Below are 15,338 nucleotides of genomic sequence, written 5' to 3'. Positions count from 1 at the left end.
CCGTCGCCGTTCGATCTACCGCTGAGTAGCATCCTGACCATGGCAGACACGCAGCAGGTTGACGCGAAGGCCGAGCGGACGGCGGACAAGCTCGCCCGGCGGATCAGCGCCTTCTCCAAGGCGCACGGCGGCGCCGAGGGCCAGGTGGCCTACCTCGGCGAGCGCGGCGCGCGGATCGTCCTCGTCGGCGAGGACGGCGGCTGGGGCGACGTGGTGGCCCCGTCGTACGAGATCGCCGAGAAGGCCGTCGAGAAGTCCGGCATCACCGCCCCCGAGTCCTTCGACGGCGAGTTCGCGGCCAAGGTGAAGACCGGGCCGTACGAGTGGAGCCGGATGGCCGGTATCCAGGTCGGCGGACCCGGCAACGGCTGAGTCCGGGCCGGAGCAACACCTGACACCCGGTTCACCCGTTAGGACGTGTGAGGAGCGCACGGTCCACCCACGGGAGTCCGGATGATCGAAACGCCGTCCCTCGTGGACCAGTACTGCCACGGCGTACTGAGAACGGAGCTGGGCCTCGGCACCTTCGAGGCCCAGCTGGCCCGCACCGAGGGACCACCCGCCCCCGGCACCACCCTGTTCGACACCCAGACCGGCTTCGCCGTGCGTCGCTGGTGTCCGCCCCTGCTCGGCCTGGAGCCGCACTGCCCGCCGGCCCGCTATCTGGCCCGGCGTCGTGAGCTGGGCGTCCTGGAGGCCGGCCGCAGGCTGCTGCGCGGCAGCGGCGTCACCACCTACCTCGTCGACACGGGGCTGCCCGGCGACCTCACCGGACCCGGGGAGATGGCCGCCGCCGGGGACGCCGACGCCCACGAGATCGTCCGTCTGGAGCTGCTCGCCGAGCAGGTCGCCGACACCTCCGGGACCGTCGAGTCCTTCCTCGCCAACCTCGCCGAATCGGTGCACGGCGCCGCCGCGCACGCCGTCGCCTTCACCTCCGTGGCAGGGGTACGGCACGGCCTCGCGCTCGCGCCGGAGCCGCCCGGGCCGGGACAGGTGCGCGGCGCCGCCGGGCGCTGGCTGGCCGGGCGCCGGGCCGGGGACGAGCTGAGCGACCCGGTGCTGTTACGGCACCTGCTGTGGATCGCGGTGGCCTCCGGGCTGCCGCTCCAGCTGCACGCGGGGCTCGGGGAGCCGGGGCAGCGCGCCGACCGCACCGATCCGGTGCTGCTGACGGACTTCGTCCGGGCGACCGCCGGACTCGGCACCGACCTGGTCCTGCTGCACGGCTTCCCCCACCACCGGCACGCCGCCCACCTCGCCGGAGTCTTCCCGCACGTCTACGCCGACGCGGGGGCCGCGCTGGTGCGCACCGGGGCCCGCGCGGCGAGCGTGCTCGCCGAGGTGCTGGAGCTGGCCCCCTTCGGCAAGATCCTCTTCTCCAGCGGGGCGCGCGGACTGCCCGAGCTGCACGTGGTCGCGGCCCGCCTGTTCCGCGAGGCACTCGGCCGCGTGCTGGGCGGCTGGGTCGCCGAGGGCGCCTGGTGCGTGGAGGACGCGCAACGCGTGGCGGTCATGCTGGCGTCGGGGAACGCCGTGCGGGTGTACGGGCTGGAGTGACCCACCCGGACCCGGGCCTCAGGCCTCAGGCCCCGGGCCCCGGGCCTCAGGCCCCGGGCCCCGGGCCCCGGGCCTTCAGGCCTCAGGCCCCGGGCCTCAGGCCTTGGCGAGCTTCGCCTCGGCGGACGGCCCCGGCAGGTCCGCCTTCACGGTCTCCGGACGTTCCCGCAGGGCCAGCAGCACCCGCAGCACCCCGATCCACACCAGCGCCGAGCCGAGCATGTGCAGCCCGACCAGCAGCTCCGGGAGCTTGGTGAAGTACTGGACGTAACCGATGACACCCTGGCTCAGCAGAATCAGGAACAGATCCCGCGTCCGCGCCAGCGGTCCCTTGGGCGCCTCGACCGCCTTCAGCACGAACCACAGCGCGAAGGTCAGCGTGACCACGATCCACGCCAGCACCGCGTGCAGCTTGGCGACGGCCTCCCAGTCCACGGGGATGCGGTCCACCTCGCTGGAGTCGCCCGCGTGCGGACCGGCGCCGGTCACCACGGTGCCCACCGCGATCAGCAGCACGGAGGCGGCCACCAGGAACCACACGAGCTGCTGGATGGACCTGCCGACCAGCGGCCGGGGCGCGGCGTCGCCCTCGCGGGTGCGCTGCCACATCAGCGTCGCCACGGCGATCAGCGCCGTGGAGAGCAGGAAGTGCGCCGCGACCGTGTACGGGTTGAGGCCGACGAGCACGACGATGCCGCCGAGCACGGCGTTGCCCATGACGATCCAGAACTGGGCCCAGCCCAGCCGGGTCAGGGCGCGCCGCCACGGCTTCTCGGCACGAGCGGCGATGATCGCCCAGCCGACGGCGGCGCACAGCACGTACGTCAGCATGCGGTTGCCGAACTCGATGGCGCCGTGGAAGCCCATCGCGCTGGTGGCGGTGAGCGAGTCGTCGGTGCACTTGGGCCAGGTCGGGCAGCCGAGTCCGGAGCTGGTCAGCCGGACGGCGCCGCCGGTGACGACGATGATCACGGCCATCACGACGGCGGACAGGGCCGCCCGCTGGACCGTCCTCGGGGTCGGCGTCCAGCGTGCGGCGATGAAGGCGAGCGGGTTGCGCACGGCCGCGGTGGCGTCGGCGCGGGTCAGCTTGGGCACGGGCACCATGGTAGGCGCCTGCTTGTGCACGCTTTCACGAGGGTCCGTCACGGCCTACTCCCAGCGGAAGAACTTCCCCGCGGCCGCGAGTCCCACGACCGCCCACGCGGCGAGGATCCCGAGGTCGCCCCAGGGCAGGCCGGCGCCGTGCTGGAGCACGTCCCGCAGACCGTCGGACAGGGCGGAGATGGGCAGTAGGCCCAGGACGTCCTGGACGCCGGAGGGGAACTTGTCCAGCGGCACGATCACGCCGCCGCCGATGAGCAGCAGCAGGAAGACGAGGTTGGCGGCGGCCAGCGTGGCCTCGGCCTTGAGCGTGCCGGCCATCAGCAGACCGAGCCCGGAGAAGGCGGCCGTGCCGACGATCAGCAGGAGCACCACGGCGAGCGGGTTGCCGTGCGGCGACCAGCCCAGGGCGAAGGCGATCACGGTCAGCAGGATCACCTGGAGCACCTCGGTGACCAGCACGGACGCCGTCTTCGCGGTCATCAGCGCCCAGCGGGGCAGCGGTGAGGACGCCAGCCGCTTCAGCACGCCGTAGCGCCGCTCGAAGCCCGTCGCGATGGCCTGGCCGGTGAACGCCGTCGACATCACGGCGAGGGCCAGGATGCCGGGGGCGAGGAAGTCGACGGCCTTGCCCGCGCCGGTGTCGATGATGTCGACGGAGCTGAAGAGCGCCAGCAGCAGGGTGGGGATGATCACGGTGAGCAGCAGCTGCTCGCCGTTGCGCAGCAGCATGCGGGTCTCGAGCGCCGCCTGGGCCGCGATCATGCGGGACAGCGGCGCCGCCCCGGGGTTCGGGGCGTAGGTGCCGGTGGCGGTCACGAGCGCAGCTCCTTGCCGGTCAGTTCCAAGAAGACGTCTTCGAGGGTGTGCCGCTCGACGGAGATCTTGTCGGGCATCACGCCGTGCTGGGCGCACCAGGAGGTGACGGTGGCCAGCAGCTGCGGGTCGACCTTGCCGTTCACCCGGTACGAGCCGGGGGTCAGCTCGGCGGCCGAGCAGTCGGCCGGGAGGGCCTTGAGCAGGGAGGCGACGTCGAGGCCGGGGCGGCCGGAGAAGCGCAGGGTGTTCTCGGCGCCGCCCTTGCACAGCTCCTCGGGGGAGCCGTGGGCGATCACCTTGCCGGCGTCGATGATGGCGACGTCGTCGGCGAGCTGCTCGGCCTCGTCCATGTGGTGCGTGGTGAGGATCACCGAGACGCCGTCGGCGCGCAGGTCGCGCACGAGGTCCCAGGTGGCCCGGCGGGCCTGCGGGTCGAGGCCGGCGGTCGGCTCGTCCAGGAAGACCAGCTCGGGGCGGCCCACGACGGCCATGGCGAGCGCGAGCCGCTGCTGCTGGCCGCCGGACAGGCGCCGGTAGCTCGTCCGGCCGCACGAGCCGAGTCCGAGCCGCTCGATGAGCGTGTCCACGTCCAGCGGGTGGGCGTGCAGCTTGGCCATGTGCCGCAGCATCTCGTCGGCGCGCGCACCGGAGTAGACGCCGCCGGACTGGAGCATCACGCCGATCCGGGGCCGCAGCGCGGCGGAGTCCCTGACCGGGTCGAGGCCCAGGACACGCACCGTGCCGGCGTCCGGCTTCCGGTACCCCTCGCAGGTCTCGACCGTGGTCGTCTTCCCGGCGCCGTTGGGACCGAGGACGGCGGTCACGCCCGCCCGGGCCACCAGGTCGAGGCCGTCCACCGCGGTCTTCGTGCCGTACCGCTTCACCAGGGCCTGGACCTCGATGAGCGGGTGCGACGCGGAGCGTCTCCTCGAGGGGTGGTGGTCGGGAGACGGGTGGGCGGGCTCATCTCGCATGACACCCGAGTCTAGGGAGCCCTCAGGGGGCTTTGGCGCGCGGGTGCCGAACTGCCGGTCAGGCGGGTCGGTGCGGGATCTCCTCCTCGCGGGGGCGGTGGACCGGCAGCCAGCGTTCCGCGTAGGCCACCGCGTCCGCGACGGGGAACAGGCGGGCCTCGGCCGCGCCGACCCGGCCGCGCACGACCGGGCGGTCCCGTTCGAAGTCGTGGCCCAGTTCGTCGAAGCGGTCCGAGGTGATCGACACCTCGATCACCGTCTCCCAGCCCCCGCCCGGCGCGGGGCGGCCCACCTCGGTCAGGGGCGAGGGGATGCGGTACTCGGCGAGGTGGAAGGCGGTGCAGGAGTCGTAGCCGGCGCCGAGCAGCAGGACCCGGGCGCCGAGCCGCTCCAGCGTCGCCAGCGGGCTGCGCTCCCCGAGCCGGCAGTCGGGCGCGTGGCCTTCGACGATCTGCGCCGCACGCGGGCCCACCGCCGCGAACGACGTCTGGGGGTGAGCGCTGCGCAGCGCGCCCGGCCAGGTGCGCACGGTCTCCGGGATCACGCCGACCCCGCGCGTGGGCGTCACCAGCGGGTCGTACGGCGGCATCGTGGCGCGGATCGTGTCCCACCAGGCGCGGGGTACCGGCGGGCTGCTCCACAGGGCCGGGTCGGACAGGTCGCCGCTCTGGGCGGGGACGACCAGCGTGCCGGCGGGGCCGAGGGCGTCGAGCAGGCCCCGCACGACTGTGACCGGGCCGCCGTTCACCCAGCCGAGGGAACTCAGGGAGGAGTGGACGAGGAGCGTCTCGCCGGGCGCCACGCCGAGCTGCCGTAGCTGTGCGGCCAGAGTGTCCCGTGTGACCAGTGGGCCGGCCGGAGACGGTGTCGCCATGGGTCCGCAGTCTGGCCGATGAGCTGCGAGGACGCCACCCTTTTGAGCGATCAGAGATCGTTTCCGCAGGTCGGATTAGGTTGGCCTAAGTGATGCAGGGCACCGTCCACCCGTCAGGACGCCGCTTGTCACGCTCCGAAGAATTACGCAACAATGGCGTTGTGAAAAACGTCGGCGAGGCTCGGGAGACCCCCACGGGGCCCCCGCAGGAAGAGTTCGCGACCGGGGAGCGTTCCACACGCAACCGGGTCGCGCGGTCGATCCTGGACCACGGCCCGTCGACCGTCGCCGAGCTGGCCACGCGGCTGGGCCTCACCCAGGCGGCCGTACGCCGTCATCTGGACGCGCTCGTCGCCGACGACGTCGTGGAGGCACGCGAGCAGCGGGTGTACGGCACGCGCACGCGCGGGCGCCCCGCGAAGGTCTTCGCGCTGACCGACTGCGGCCGGGACGCCTTCGACCAGTCCTACGACAAGCTCGCCGCCGACGCCCTGCGCTGGATCGCCCAGCAGGAGGGCGGCCGGGACGCCGTCGCCGCCTTCGCCCGCGCCCGGATCGCCGGGCAGGCCGGCGCCTACCGCAAGGCGGTCGAGGCGGCGCCCCCGGAGAAGCGGACCGAAGCGCTGGCCAGGGCCCTGAGCACGGACGGGTACGCTGCTACCGCGCGGAGCGCGCCCGTCGGTGAGCAGCTGTGTCAGCACCACTGCCCGGTCGCCCACGTCGCCGAGCAGTTCCCGCAGCTGTGCGAGGCCGAGACGGAATTTTTCGCCGAACTCCTCGGTACGCATGTGCAGCGGCTCGCGACGATCGCCCACGGCGACGGCGTCTGCACGACGTTCATCCCCAGGAACGACCCCACGATTTCCCCTAACGCATCTGCAAGCACGGCCGGGAGGAACCCCGCATGACTCTCCCCACGGAGACTGCCCACCCTGAGCTCGAGGGCCTGGGCAAGTACGAATACGGCTGGGCCGACCGCGACGAGGCCGGTGCGTCGGCGAAGCGTGGTCTGAACGAGGACGTCGTCCGTGACATCTCGTCCAAGAAGGACGAGCCGGAGTGGATGACGAAGCTCCGCCTCAAGGGCCTCAGGCTCTTCGAGAAGAAGCCCATGCCGAACTGGGGCTCGGACCTGTCGGGGATCGACTTCGACAACATCAAGTACTTCGTGCGCTCCACGGAGAAGCAGGCGGAGTCCTGGGAGGACCTGCCCGAGGACATCAAGAACACCTACGACAAGCTGGGCATCCCGGAGGCCGAGAAGAAGCGCCTCGTCGCCGGTGTCGCCGCCCAGTACGAGTCGGAGGTCGTCTACCACCAGATCCGCGAGGACCTGGAGGAGCAGGGCGTCATCTTCCTCGACACCGACACCGCGCTGAAGCAGCACCCGGAGCTCTTCAAGGAGTACTTCGGCACGGTCATCCCGGTCGGGGACAACAAGTTCGCGTCGCTGAACAGCGCCGTGTGGTCCGGCGGCTCCTTCATCTACGTGCCGAAGGGCGTGCACGTCGAGATCCCGCTCCAGGCCTACTTCCGGATCAACACCGAGAACATGGGCCAGTTCGAGCGGACCCTGATCATCGTCGACGAGGGTGCCTACGTGCACTACGTCGAGGGCTGCACCGCGCCGATCTATAAGTCGGACTCGCTGCACTCCGCGGTCGTCGAGATCATCGTCAAGAAGAACGCCCGCTGCCGGTACACGACCATCCAGAACTGGTCGAACAACGTCTACAACCTGGTCACCAAGCGTGCCGTGGCTTACGAGGGCGCGACCATGGAGTGGGTCGACGGCAACATCGGCTCCAAGGTGACGATGAAGTACCCGGCCGTCTACCTGATGGGCGAGCACGCCAAGGGCGAGACGCTGTCCATCGCCTTCGCGGGCGAGGGCCAGCACCAGGACGCCGGCGCCAAGATGGTGCACATGGCGCCGAACACCTCCTCCAACATCGTCTCCAAGTCGGTGGCGCGCGGTGGCGGCCGTACGTCCTACCGTGGTCTGATCGAGATCGGCGAGGGCGCCGCCGGGTCGAAGTCCAACGTGCTGTGCGACGCGCTGCTCGTGGACACGATCTCCCGGTCGGACACCTACCCCTACGTCGACGTCCGCGAGGACGACGTCTCCATGGGTCACGAGGCCACCGTCTCCAAGGTCTCCGAGGACCAGCTCTTCTACCTGATGAGCCGCGGTCTCGCCGAGGACGAGGCGATGGCGATGATCGTGCGCGGCTTCGTCGAGCCGATCGCCAAGGAGCTGCCCATGGAGTACGCGCTGGAGCTCAACCGGCTGATCGAGCTGCAGATGGAAGGCGCGGTGGGCTGACCCAGCCGCCTGCCGTCCCCATCAAGCCCCATACGTAACGGAAAGCGAGCACTACGACAGCCATGGCTGAGGCCCAGAACATCCCGGTGGGGTCCACGACCTCCGGCGCCATCGCGGTGGCCGGGGAGTCCACCGTCGCCACCCGCATGAGCGCCCCGCCCTCCTTCGACGTCGCGGACTTCCCGGTCCCGCACGGCCGTGAGGAGGAGTGGCGGTTCACCCCGCTGGAGCGCCTGCGCGGGCTGCACGACGGCACCGCCACCGCCACCGGCGACGGCGTGAAGGTCGACGTGCAGGCCCCCGAGGGCGTCATCGTCGAGACCGTCGGCCGCGACGACGCGCGGCTCGGCAAGGCCGGCACCCCGGTGGACCGCGTCGCCGCCCAGGCGTACTCGTCCTTCGAGAAGGCCTCGGTCGTGACCGTGCCGAAGGAGACCGTCCTCACCGGGCCGATCCGCATCGCGGTGCACGGCGAGGGCGGCACCCGCTACGGCCACCAGGTCATCGAGCTGGGCGCGTTCGCCGAGGCCGTCGTGGTCATCGACCACACCGGTGACGCGGTGCTCGCCGCCAACGTCGACTACCTCCTCGGCGACGGGGCCAAGCTGACCGTCGTCTGCGTGCAGGACTGGGACGACAAGGCCGTCCACGTGGCCCAGCACAACGCCCTCGTCGGCCGCGACGCCTCCTTCAAGTCGGTCGTCGTCACCTTCGGCGGCGACGTCGTGCGTCTGCACCCGCGCGTGGCCTACGCCGGCCCCGGCGGCGAGGCCGAGCTGTTCGGCCTGTACTTCACCGACGCCGGCCAGCACCAGGAGCACCGTCTCCTGGTCGACCACAACGTGCCGCACTGCAAGTCCAACGCCGTCTACAAGGGCGCGCTCCAGGGCGAGGACGCGCACGCGGTGTGGATCGGCGACGTGCTCATCGAGGCCAAGGCCGAGGGCACGGACACGTACGAGATGAACCGGAACCTGGTCCTCACGGACGGCGCCCGGGTCGACTCGGTGCCGAACCTGGAGATCGAGACCGGTGAGATCGTCGGCGCCGGCCACGCCTCCGCCACCGGCCGCTTCGACGACGAGCAGCTGTTCTACCTGATGGCCCGCGGCATCCCGGAGCACGAGGCCCGCCGTCTGGTCGTGCGCGGCTTCTTCGCCGAGCTGATCCAGCAGATCGGCGTCGCCGACATCGAGGAGCGCCTGCTCGCCAAGATCGCGCAGGAGCTGGAGGCCTCGGTCGCATGACCTTCGTACGCGCCTGTGGCGTCAGCGAGCTGGAGGAGGACACCCCGAAACGGGTGGAACTCGACGGCACGCCCCTGTCCATCGTGCGGACCGAGGGCGACGTCTACGCCATCCACGACATCTGCTCGCACGCGAACGTCTCCCTGTCCGAGGGAGAGGTCGACGACTGCCACATCGAGTGCTGGCTGCACGGCTCGCGCTTCGACCTGCGCTCCGGAAAGCCCGACAGTCTTCCGGCGACGCGTCCCGTCCCCGTATACCCCGTAAAGATCGAAGGGGACGACGTGCTCGTCTCCCTCACCCAGGAGTCCTGAGGCACCCATGGCAACGCTTGAAATCCGAGACCTGCACGTCACCGTCGAGGCCGACAACGCCACGAAGGAGATCCTCAAGGGCGTCGACCTCACCGTGAAGCAGGGCGAGACGCACGCCATCATGGGCCCCAACGGCTCGGGCAAGTCGACCCTCGCCTACTCGCTGGCGGGTCACCCGAAGTACACGATCACCGGCGGCACCGTCACCCTCGACGGCGAGGACGTCCTGGAGATGTCCGTCGACGAGCGCGCCCGCGCGGGCCTGTTCCTGGCGATGCAGTACCCGGTCGAGGTCCCCGGCGTCTCGGTCTCCAACTTCCTGCGCACCTCCGCCACCGCCGTGCGCGGCGAGGCCCCGAAGCTGCGCACCTGGGTGAAGGAGGTCAAGGAGGCCATGGAGCGCCTCTCCATGGACCCCTCCTTCGCCGAGCGCAACGTCAACGAGGGCTTCTCCGGCGGTGAGAAGAAGCGCCACGAGATCCTCCAGCTGGAGCTGCTCAAGCCGAAGGTCGCGATCCTCGACGAGACCGACTCCGGCCTGGACGTCGACGCGCTGCGCGTCGTGTCCGAGGGCGTCAACCGCGTCCGCGAGACCGGCGAGGTCGGCACTCTGCTGATCACGCACTACACGCGCATCCTGCGCTACATCAAGCCCGACTTCGTGCACGTCTTCTCCGCCGGCCGGATCGTGGAGTCCGGCGGCGCCGAGCTCGCCGACAAGCTGGAGAACGAGGGCTACGAGTCGTACGTGAAGGGTGGCGCATCCGCGTGACACAGCTGCCGGGCCTCCTCGACACCGAGGCGATCCGCAAGGACTTCCCGATCCTGGACCGCGTGATCCACGACGGCAGGAAGCTGGTGTACCTGGACAACGCGGCCACCAGCCAGAAGCCGCGACAGGTGCTGGACGCTCTCAGTGAGTACTACGAGCGCTACAACGCCAACGTCCACCGCGGTGTGCATGTGCTCGCCGAGGAGGCCACGGCACTCTACGAGGGCGCGCGGGACAAGGTCGCGGAGTTCATCAACGCGCCCAGCCGCGACGAGGTGATCTTCACCAAGAACGCCTCCGAGTCGCTGAACCTCGTGGCGAACATGCTCGGCTGGGCCGACGAGCCCTACCGGGTCGACCACGAGACCGAGATCGTCATCACCGAGATGGAGCACCACTCCAACATCGTGCCGTGGCAGCTGCTGGCGCAGCGCACGGGCGCGAAGCTGAAGTGGTTCGGCCTCACCGACGACGGCCGCCTCGACCTGTCCAACATCGAGGAGGTCATCACCGAGAAGACGAAGATCGTCTCCTTCGTGCTGGTCTCCAACATCCTGGGCACGCTCAACCCGGTCGAGGCGATCGTGCGTCGCGCCCAGGAGGTCGGCGCCCTCGTGTGCATCGACGCCTCCCAGGCCGCGCCGCACATGCCGGTCGACGTGCAGGCCCTGCAGGCCGACTTCGTGGCCTTCACCGGCCACAAGATGTGCGGCCCGACCGGCATCGGCGTGCTCTGGGGCCGCCAGGAGCTGCTGGAGGACCTGCCTCCGTTCCTCGGCGGCGGCGAGATGATCGAGACCGTCTCGATGCACTCCTCGACGTATGCCCCGGCGCCGCACAAGTTCGAGGCGGGCACCCCGCCGATCGCGCAGGCGGTCGGTCTGGGCGCCGCGATCGACTACCTGAACTCGATCGGCATGGACAAGATCCTCGCCCACGAGCACGCGCTGACCGAGTACGCCGTGCAGCGCCTGGCGGAGGTCCCCGGTCTGCGGATCATCGGCCCGACCACGGCCGAGGACCGCGGTGCGGCGATCTCCTTCACGCTCGGCGACATCCACCCGCACGACGTCGGCCAGGTCCTCGACGAGCAGGGCATCGCGGTCCGCGTCGGCCACCACTGCGCGCGGCCGGTCTGCCTCCGTTACGGAATTCCTGCGACCACGCGAGCGTCGTTCTATCTGTACTCCACCCCGGCCGAGATCGACGCACTGGTCGACGGGCTGGAGCACGTACGGAACTTCTTCGGCTGAGGGGTGTGAGCTTAAGACCGTGAAGCTGGACTCGATGTACCAGGAAGTCATCCTGGACCACTACAAGAACCCGCACGGACGGGGCTTGCGGGACGGCGACGCCGAGGTGCACCACGTCAACCCGACGTGCGGCGACGAGATCACGCTGCGCGTGAAGTACGACGGCACCAAGGTCACGGACGTGTCGTACGAGGGCCAGGGCTGCTCCATCAGCCAGGCCAGCGCCTCCGTCCTGAACGAGCTGCTGGTCGGCAAGGACGTGGCCGAGGCGCAGCGGATCCAGGAGACCTTCCTGGAGCTGATGCAGTCCAAGGGCAGGATCGAGCCCGACGACGCGATGGAGGACATCCTGGAGGACGCGGTCGCGTTCGCCGGGGTGTCCAAGTACCCGGCCCGGGTCAAGTGCGCCCTCCTCAGCTGGATGGCGTGGAAGGACGCGACGGCCCAGGCACTGGGTGGCGCCGACGCCGAAAGGAAGACGGCATGACCGACACCGCTGAGATGAAGCCGGCCTCGGAGGAGGAGCTCCGCGAGGCGCTCATGGACGTCGTCGACCCCGAGCTGGGCATCGACGTCGTCAACCTCGGCCTGATCTACGGCATCCACGTCGACGACGCGAACATCGCGACCGTCGACATGACCCTGACGTCGGCGGCCTGCCCGCTGACCGACGTCATCGAGGACCAGGCGAAGTCCGCCACGGACGGCCTGGTCAACGAGTTGCGCATCAACTGGGTCTGGATGCCGCCGTGGGGCCCGGACAAGATCACCGACGACGGCCGCGAGCAGCTGCGGGCGCTCGGCTTCAACGTCTGACGGTCACCGGCCGCGAAAGGGCGACACCCCCGGGGGTGTCGCCCTTTTCCATGCCCGTTCACGCGTTTTCCGTGTCCGCTCTCGCGCCGTCCAGGCCCCATGTGTACGGTCGTACACATGGGATACCTCACGCTCGTCGCCGCCATCGCCGCCGAGGTGGCCGCGACCACGGCCCTGAAGTACAGCGACGGCTTCAGCCGGCTGTGGCCCTCGGTGCTGACCGCCGTGGGGTACGTCCTCTCCTTCGTCCTGCTCGCCCAGACCCTGAAATCGGTGTCGGTCGGCACCGCCTACGCGATCTGGTCGGGGCTCGGCACGGCGAGCATCGCGGCCATCGGGCTCATCTTCTTCGGGGAGGGGCTGGGCGCGGCGAAGATCGCCGGGATCGTGCTGATCATCGTGGGCGTGGCCGTGCTCAGTCTCGGAGGCACCCACTGATGGCCCGGCGCTACGACCCCGAACGCCGGCAGCGGATCATCGACGCGGCCCTCAGGGTCGTCGCCCACAAGGGGCTGGCGGGGCTGAGCCACCGCAGCGTCGCCGCCGAGGCGGACGTCCCGCTGGGCTCCACGACCTACCACTTCGCGAGCCTGGACGAGCTGATGGTGGCCGCGCTGCGGCAGTCCACCGAGGGCTTCGGCAACCTGCTCGGGGCGCGCGGCGGCCTGACGGACGCCCGCACCGACCTGGCCGCCGAACTGGCGGCCCTGCTCGGCGCCTGGCTGGCCGGCGAACGCTCCGCCGTCGAGCTGGAGTACGAGCTCTACCTCGCCGCCCTGCGCCGGCCCGCCCTGCGCCCGGTCGCCGCCGAGTGGGTGGACAGCCTCGTCGGCCTGCTCGCCCGCCGCACCGACGAGGTCACGGCGCGGGCGCTGGTGGCCCTGATGGACGGCATATGCCTGCAGGTGCTGCTGACGGACTCGGTGTACGACGAGGGCTACGCCCGCGAGGTGCTGGCGCGCGTCATTCCCGGGCGCCCTCCGGCCCCCTGACGGCCGCCAGCGCGGCATCGACGCTGCCCGCGATGTCGCTCACCGGGTACTGCACGTGCCGGACGACCCGCTCCCGGTCCACCACGAGCGTCAGCCGCTTGAGCCGGCTCGTCCCCGCCGCGCGGAACGTCGGCAGGCGCAGCGCGGTGACCAGTTCCAGCCCGGCGTCCGACAGCAGACGCTGGCCCAGCCGCTCCTTCTCGGCGAACGCCCGCTGCTCGTCCGGGCGTTGGGTGGACACGCCGTACACCGTGGCGCCCGCGGCGGTGAAGTCGGCGAGCCGGTCGCGGTAGGTGCAGGACTCCAGGGTGCAGCCGGGCGCGCCGGGGATCTCGGACCAGCCCGGCGGATAGGCGTCCGCGCGGGCGTAGGCGCCGGGGAAGCAGTACAGGACCGTGAAGGGGGTGCCCGCGGCGACCGGGTCGCGGGGTGCGCCGGTGTCGTCGGGCAGGGTCAGCCCGGGGACGTGCGTGCCGAGGAGTTCGTGCACCCGCCGGGCCTCGGTCGACGCGCCGGCCGCCGTGGCCGACGTGGTGCCGTCGCCCAGGACCCAGGCGTCGCCCCAGTCCTGCAGCGCGACCAGCACCGGCAGCAGGGCGCGGCCGCGCGGGGTGAGCCGGTACTCGTGGCGCACCGGGCGGTCCTGGTAGGGGACGCGGGTGACGACGTCCGCCTCCACGAGCAGCCGCAGCCGCTCGGTGAGCACCTTGCGGGACATGCCCAGCTCGCGCTGGAGCTCGTCGAAGCGGTGCACGCCGCGTGCGATGTCCCGCACGATCAGCAGCGTCCACCAGTCGCCGACCACGTCCAGTGCCTGGGCGATGGCGCAGGTGGAATCCTCCAGGCTCGTTCTGCGGGCCATGCCGCTCCACCCCTTCGTCCACCGGTCGTCGTTGACCCCGAGGCTGCCATGCTGACATAGTCAGTTCCCAAAAGAAACTTACTCGGGGGTGGGCCGGTGCCAGGTCTGAGGGATGTTCCGCGCGCGGTGTGGCTGCTGGCCGCCGGGACCTTCGTGAACATGACCGTGAGCGTGACCTTCGCCTACCTCTTCCTCTACCTGACCGGCCCGCGCGGCCTGGGTCCCGGCCAGGCGGGCCTGCTCGCCGGCGCCGGGGGAGTGGGCCTGCTCGCCGGCAACTTCACGGGCGGCTGGTTCGGGGACCGCTTCGGTCACCGCCCGGCCCTCCTCGCCTCCGCCACCACGGGCGGGCTGCTGCTGGCCGCCGTACCCGTGCTGCCGACGCCCGCGCTGTACGCCGCGTTGCCGCTCGCCCAGTACGCGGCCGGGGCGCAGCGCGCCGCGAGCTCCGCGCTGGTCGCGGTGATCGTGCCGGAGGGGTCGCGGCGGCAGGCGTTCGCTGTGATGCGGGCGGCGGGCAACGGAGGGTTCACCGCCGGCCCGCTGCTCGGCGCGCTGGTCGCGACCCGGCTGTCGTACGACTGGCTGTACGTCGCCGACGGGCTCGGCAGCGTCGGTCTGGCGTGCTGGACGGCACGGGTGGTCCCGGCGGCGGTGAACGTACGGCGGCGCGCGAGGGCGCAGATCCGCGGGGCGGCCGCCGGGGAGGGCCTGTGGGCGGCGCTGCGGGCGCGCCCCGCGGTCCTGGTGCTGCTCGCGGCGATCGTGGTCGTGGACGTCGTCTACCGGCAGCAGTACACGACCTTCCCCGTCTACCTCGCCGGCCACGGCCTGGACACCGGCGTCTACGGCGCCCTGCTCGCCGTCAACGGCGGAGTGCTGCTCTGCCTGGAACTGCCCGCCGCGCTCGCCCTGCGCCGTCGCTCACCGCTGCCGGTCGTGGCGGCGGGGCTGCTGCTGGTGGCGGCGGGTTACGGCACCCTGGTCGCGGGCGCGGGAATCGGCACGGCGGTGGCGATGATGACCCTGATGACCCTCGGGGAGCTCCTCTACAAGACCCCCGCCACGGCCTACGTCGCCGACCGCGCCCCGGCGCACGTCCAGGGCCGCTTCCAGTCGCTGTACGCCGGCGCGTCCATCACCGGCGTGGCCCTGGCCGCCCCGCTCGGCGGCGCGCTGTACCAGGCCGCACCAGGGTGGCTGTGGCCGCTGTGCGCGACCGCCGCCGCGGTGGCCGCCTGCGCGGTGGCGGCGGCGGGACGACTGGAGCGGGGGCGCGTGCGCCGGCTCCCCGGGGCGCGGGCGGGGGAGGCGGCCGCCGCCGCGCCGGTGGGTGCGGGGCGGCGCCGCGGCCCCTTGCTGTGAGAGCGCCGCGCCGAAGCTCCGGCGGCAGGCGCACGGGCCCCCGTCCCACCGCCCGCCACC

At 71.5% G+C, this 15,338-nt stretch carries 18 protein-coding genes; 13 read left to right on the top strand and 5 right to left on the bottom strand.

Annotated features, from left to right (window positions below):
• Nucleotides 1-39: 39 nt before the first annotated feature.
• Both AC0B9F_RS00295 and AC0B9F_RS00290 read left to right on the top strand, forming a co-directional pair.
• Nucleotides 40-372, top strand: a complete 333-nt coding sequence (locus tag AC0B9F_RS00295; RefSeq protein WP_471997924.1) for a hypothetical protein — start codon at nt 40-42, stop codon at nt 370-372.
• 81 nt (nt 373-453) lie between these two features.
• Nucleotides 454-1,560 carry an amidohydrolase family protein gene (locus AC0B9F_RS00290; RefSeq protein ID WP_471997923.1) on the top strand — a complete coding sequence of 369 codons (1,107 nt, stop codon included), beginning with the start codon at nt 454-456 and terminating at the stop codon, nt 1,558-1,560.
• A 96-nt stretch (nt 1,561-1,656) separates the two neighbouring features.
• On the opposite strand, the gene AC0B9F_RS00285 is transcribed toward AC0B9F_RS00290, so the two are convergent.
• The 4 genes from AC0B9F_RS00285 to AC0B9F_RS00270 are packed head-to-tail and all read right to left on the bottom strand — an operon-like array spanning nt 1,657 to nt 5,331.
• On the bottom strand, nt 1,657-2,667 hold the full coding sequence (locus tag AC0B9F_RS00285; RefSeq protein WP_471997922.1) for a COX15/CtaA family protein: 1,011 nt from the start codon (nt 2,665-2,667) through the stop codon (nt 1,657-1,659).
• A 45-nt stretch (nt 2,668-2,712) separates the two neighbouring features.
• A complete protein-coding gene (locus AC0B9F_RS00280; RefSeq protein ID WP_471998966.1) occupies nt 2,713-3,429 on the bottom strand; it encodes an ABC transporter permease in 717 nt (238 codons plus the stop codon).
• A 50-nt stretch (nt 3,430-3,479) separates the two neighbouring features.
• Nucleotides 3,480-4,457, bottom strand: coding sequence for an ABC transporter ATP-binding protein (locus tag AC0B9F_RS00275; RefSeq protein ID WP_471997921.1), 978 nt, complete (start codon nt 4,455-4,457; stop codon nt 3,480-3,482).
• 58 nt (nt 4,458-4,515) lie between these two features.
• Nucleotides 4,516-5,331, bottom strand: coding sequence for an AAC(3) family N-acetyltransferase (locus AC0B9F_RS00270; RefSeq protein WP_471997920.1), 816 nt, complete (start codon nt 5,329-5,331; stop codon nt 4,516-4,518).
• Nucleotides 5,332-5,492: 161 nt separating this feature from the next.
• Between AC0B9F_RS00270 and AC0B9F_RS00265 the strand changes: the two genes are divergently transcribed.
• From AC0B9F_RS00265 to AC0B9F_RS00220, 10 genes are all read left to right on the top strand, one after another.
• Nucleotides 5,493-6,239: a helix-turn-helix transcriptional regulator gene (locus AC0B9F_RS00265; protein ID WP_471997919.1), complete on the top strand. Its 747-nt coding sequence runs from the start codon at nt 5,493-5,495 to the stop codon at nt 6,237-6,239.
• Complete coding sequence (sufB, locus tag AC0B9F_RS00260) at nt 6,236-7,657, top strand: Fe-S cluster assembly protein SufB (protein WP_471997917.1); 1,422 nt, start codon at nt 6,236-6,238, stop codon at nt 7,655-7,657. Before AC0B9F_RS00265 ends, sufB begins: the two co-directional genes overlap by 4 nt.
• Nucleotides 7,658-7,719: 62 nt before the next feature.
• The gene (gene sufD / locus AC0B9F_RS00255) at nt 7,720-8,904 is read left to right on the top strand and encodes a Fe-S cluster assembly protein SufD (RefSeq protein WP_471997916.1); all 1,185 of its coding nucleotides are present in this window, start codon (nt 7,720-7,722) and stop codon (nt 8,902-8,904) included.
• Complete coding sequence (locus AC0B9F_RS00250) at nt 8,901-9,218, top strand: non-heme iron oxygenase ferredoxin subunit (RefSeq protein WP_471997915.1); 318 nt, start codon at nt 8,901-8,903, stop codon at nt 9,216-9,218. The genes sufD and AC0B9F_RS00250 overlap by 4 nt, the downstream gene beginning before the upstream one ends.
• A 7-nt stretch (nt 9,219-9,225) precedes the next feature.
• Nucleotides 9,226-9,990, top strand: a complete 765-nt coding sequence (gene sufC, locus AC0B9F_RS00245; protein ID WP_471997914.1) for a Fe-S cluster assembly ATPase SufC — start codon at nt 9,226-9,228, stop codon at nt 9,988-9,990.
• On the top strand, nt 9,987-11,243 hold the full coding sequence (locus AC0B9F_RS00240) for a cysteine desulfurase (protein WP_471997913.1): 1,257 nt from the start codon (nt 9,987-9,989) through the stop codon (nt 11,241-11,243). The genes sufC and AC0B9F_RS00240 overlap by 4 nt, the downstream gene beginning before the upstream one ends.
• A 19-nt stretch (nt 11,244-11,262) precedes the next feature.
• The gene (sufU, locus tag AC0B9F_RS00235) at nt 11,263-11,730 is read left to right on the top strand and encodes a Fe-S cluster assembly sulfur transfer protein SufU (RefSeq protein ID WP_471997912.1); all 468 of its coding nucleotides are present in this window, start codon (nt 11,263-11,265) and stop codon (nt 11,728-11,730) included.
• A complete protein-coding gene (locus tag AC0B9F_RS00230) occupies nt 11,727-12,059 on the top strand; it encodes a metal-sulfur cluster assembly factor (protein ID WP_190018343.1) in 333 nt (110 codons plus the stop codon). Before sufU ends, AC0B9F_RS00230 begins: the two co-directional genes overlap by 4 nt.
• A gap of 117 nt (nt 12,060-12,176) precedes the next feature.
• Nucleotides 12,177-12,497 carry a DMT family transporter gene (locus AC0B9F_RS00225; protein WP_471997909.1) on the top strand — a complete coding sequence of 107 codons (321 nt, stop codon included), beginning with the start codon at nt 12,177-12,179 and terminating at the stop codon, nt 12,495-12,497.
• Entirely contained in the window at nt 12,497-13,051 is a 555-nt protein-coding gene (locus tag AC0B9F_RS00220) for a TetR/AcrR family transcriptional regulator (protein WP_471997907.1), read from the top strand. Before AC0B9F_RS00225 ends, AC0B9F_RS00220 begins: the two co-directional genes overlap by 1 nt.
• Here AC0B9F_RS00220 and AC0B9F_RS00215 read toward each other — a convergent pair.
• Nucleotides 13,023-13,913 carry a winged helix-turn-helix transcriptional regulator gene (locus AC0B9F_RS00215; RefSeq protein ID WP_471997906.1) on the bottom strand — a complete coding sequence of 297 codons (891 nt, stop codon included), beginning with the start codon at nt 13,911-13,913 and terminating at the stop codon, nt 13,023-13,025. The genes AC0B9F_RS00220 and AC0B9F_RS00215 overlap by 29 nt on opposite strands.
• A 96-nt stretch (nt 13,914-14,009) precedes the next feature.
• Between AC0B9F_RS00215 and AC0B9F_RS00210 the strand changes: the two genes are divergently transcribed.
• On the top strand, nt 14,010-15,278 hold the full coding sequence (locus tag AC0B9F_RS00210) for an MFS transporter (RefSeq protein WP_471997904.1): 1,269 nt from the start codon (nt 14,010-14,012) through the stop codon (nt 15,276-15,278).
• The last annotated feature ends 60 nt before the right edge of the window (nt 15,279-15,338 follow it).

It is taken from the genome of Streptomyces sp. NPDC097129, assembly GCF_055668065.1.
Note: the sequence above shows the minus strand (reverse complement) of the source record. Positions and strands in the feature narration are given on the sequence as shown.

Coding starts and splice junctions, on each gene's coding strand:
- AC0B9F_RS00295 (WP_471997924.1), top strand. CDS start 40: ATGGCAGACACGCAGCAGGTTGACGCGAAGGCCGAGCGGACGGCGGAC.
- AC0B9F_RS00290 (WP_471997923.1), top strand. CDS start 454: ATGATCGAAACGCCGTCCCTCGTGGACCAGTACTGCCACGGCGTACTG.
- AC0B9F_RS00285 (WP_471997922.1), bottom strand. CDS start 2,667: ATGGTGCCCGTGCCCAAGCTGACCCGCGCCGACGCCACCGCGGCCGTG.
- AC0B9F_RS00280 (WP_471998966.1), bottom strand. CDS start 3,429: ATGATCGCGGCCCAGGCGGCGCTCGAGACCCGCATGCTGCTGCGCAAC.
- AC0B9F_RS00275 (WP_471997921.1), bottom strand. CDS start 4,457: ATGCGAGATGAGCCCGCCCACCCGTCTCCCGACCACCACCCCTCGAGG.
- AC0B9F_RS00270 (WP_471997920.1), bottom strand. CDS start 5,331: ATGGCGACACCGTCTCCGGCCGGCCCACTGGTCACACGGGACACTCTG.
- sufB (WP_471997917.1), top strand. CDS start 6,236: ATGACTCTCCCCACGGAGACTGCCCACCCTGAGCTCGAGGGCCTGGGC.
- sufD (WP_471997916.1), top strand. CDS start 7,720: ATGGCTGAGGCCCAGAACATCCCGGTGGGGTCCACGACCTCCGGCGCC.
- AC0B9F_RS00250 (WP_471997915.1), top strand. CDS start 8,901: ATGACCTTCGTACGCGCCTGTGGCGTCAGCGAGCTGGAGGAGGACACC.
- sufC (WP_471997914.1), top strand. CDS start 9,226: ATGGCAACGCTTGAAATCCGAGACCTGCACGTCACCGTCGAGGCCGAC.
- AC0B9F_RS00230 (WP_190018343.1), top strand. CDS start 11,727: ATGACCGACACCGCTGAGATGAAGCCGGCCTCGGAGGAGGAGCTCCGC.
- AC0B9F_RS00225 (WP_471997909.1), top strand. CDS start 12,177: ATGGGATACCTCACGCTCGTCGCCGCCATCGCCGCCGAGGTGGCCGCG.
- AC0B9F_RS00220 (WP_471997907.1), top strand. CDS start 12,497: ATGGCCCGGCGCTACGACCCCGAACGCCGGCAGCGGATCATCGACGCG.
- AC0B9F_RS00215 (WP_471997906.1), bottom strand. CDS start 13,913: ATGGCCCGCAGAACGAGCCTGGAGGATTCCACCTGCGCCATCGCCCAG.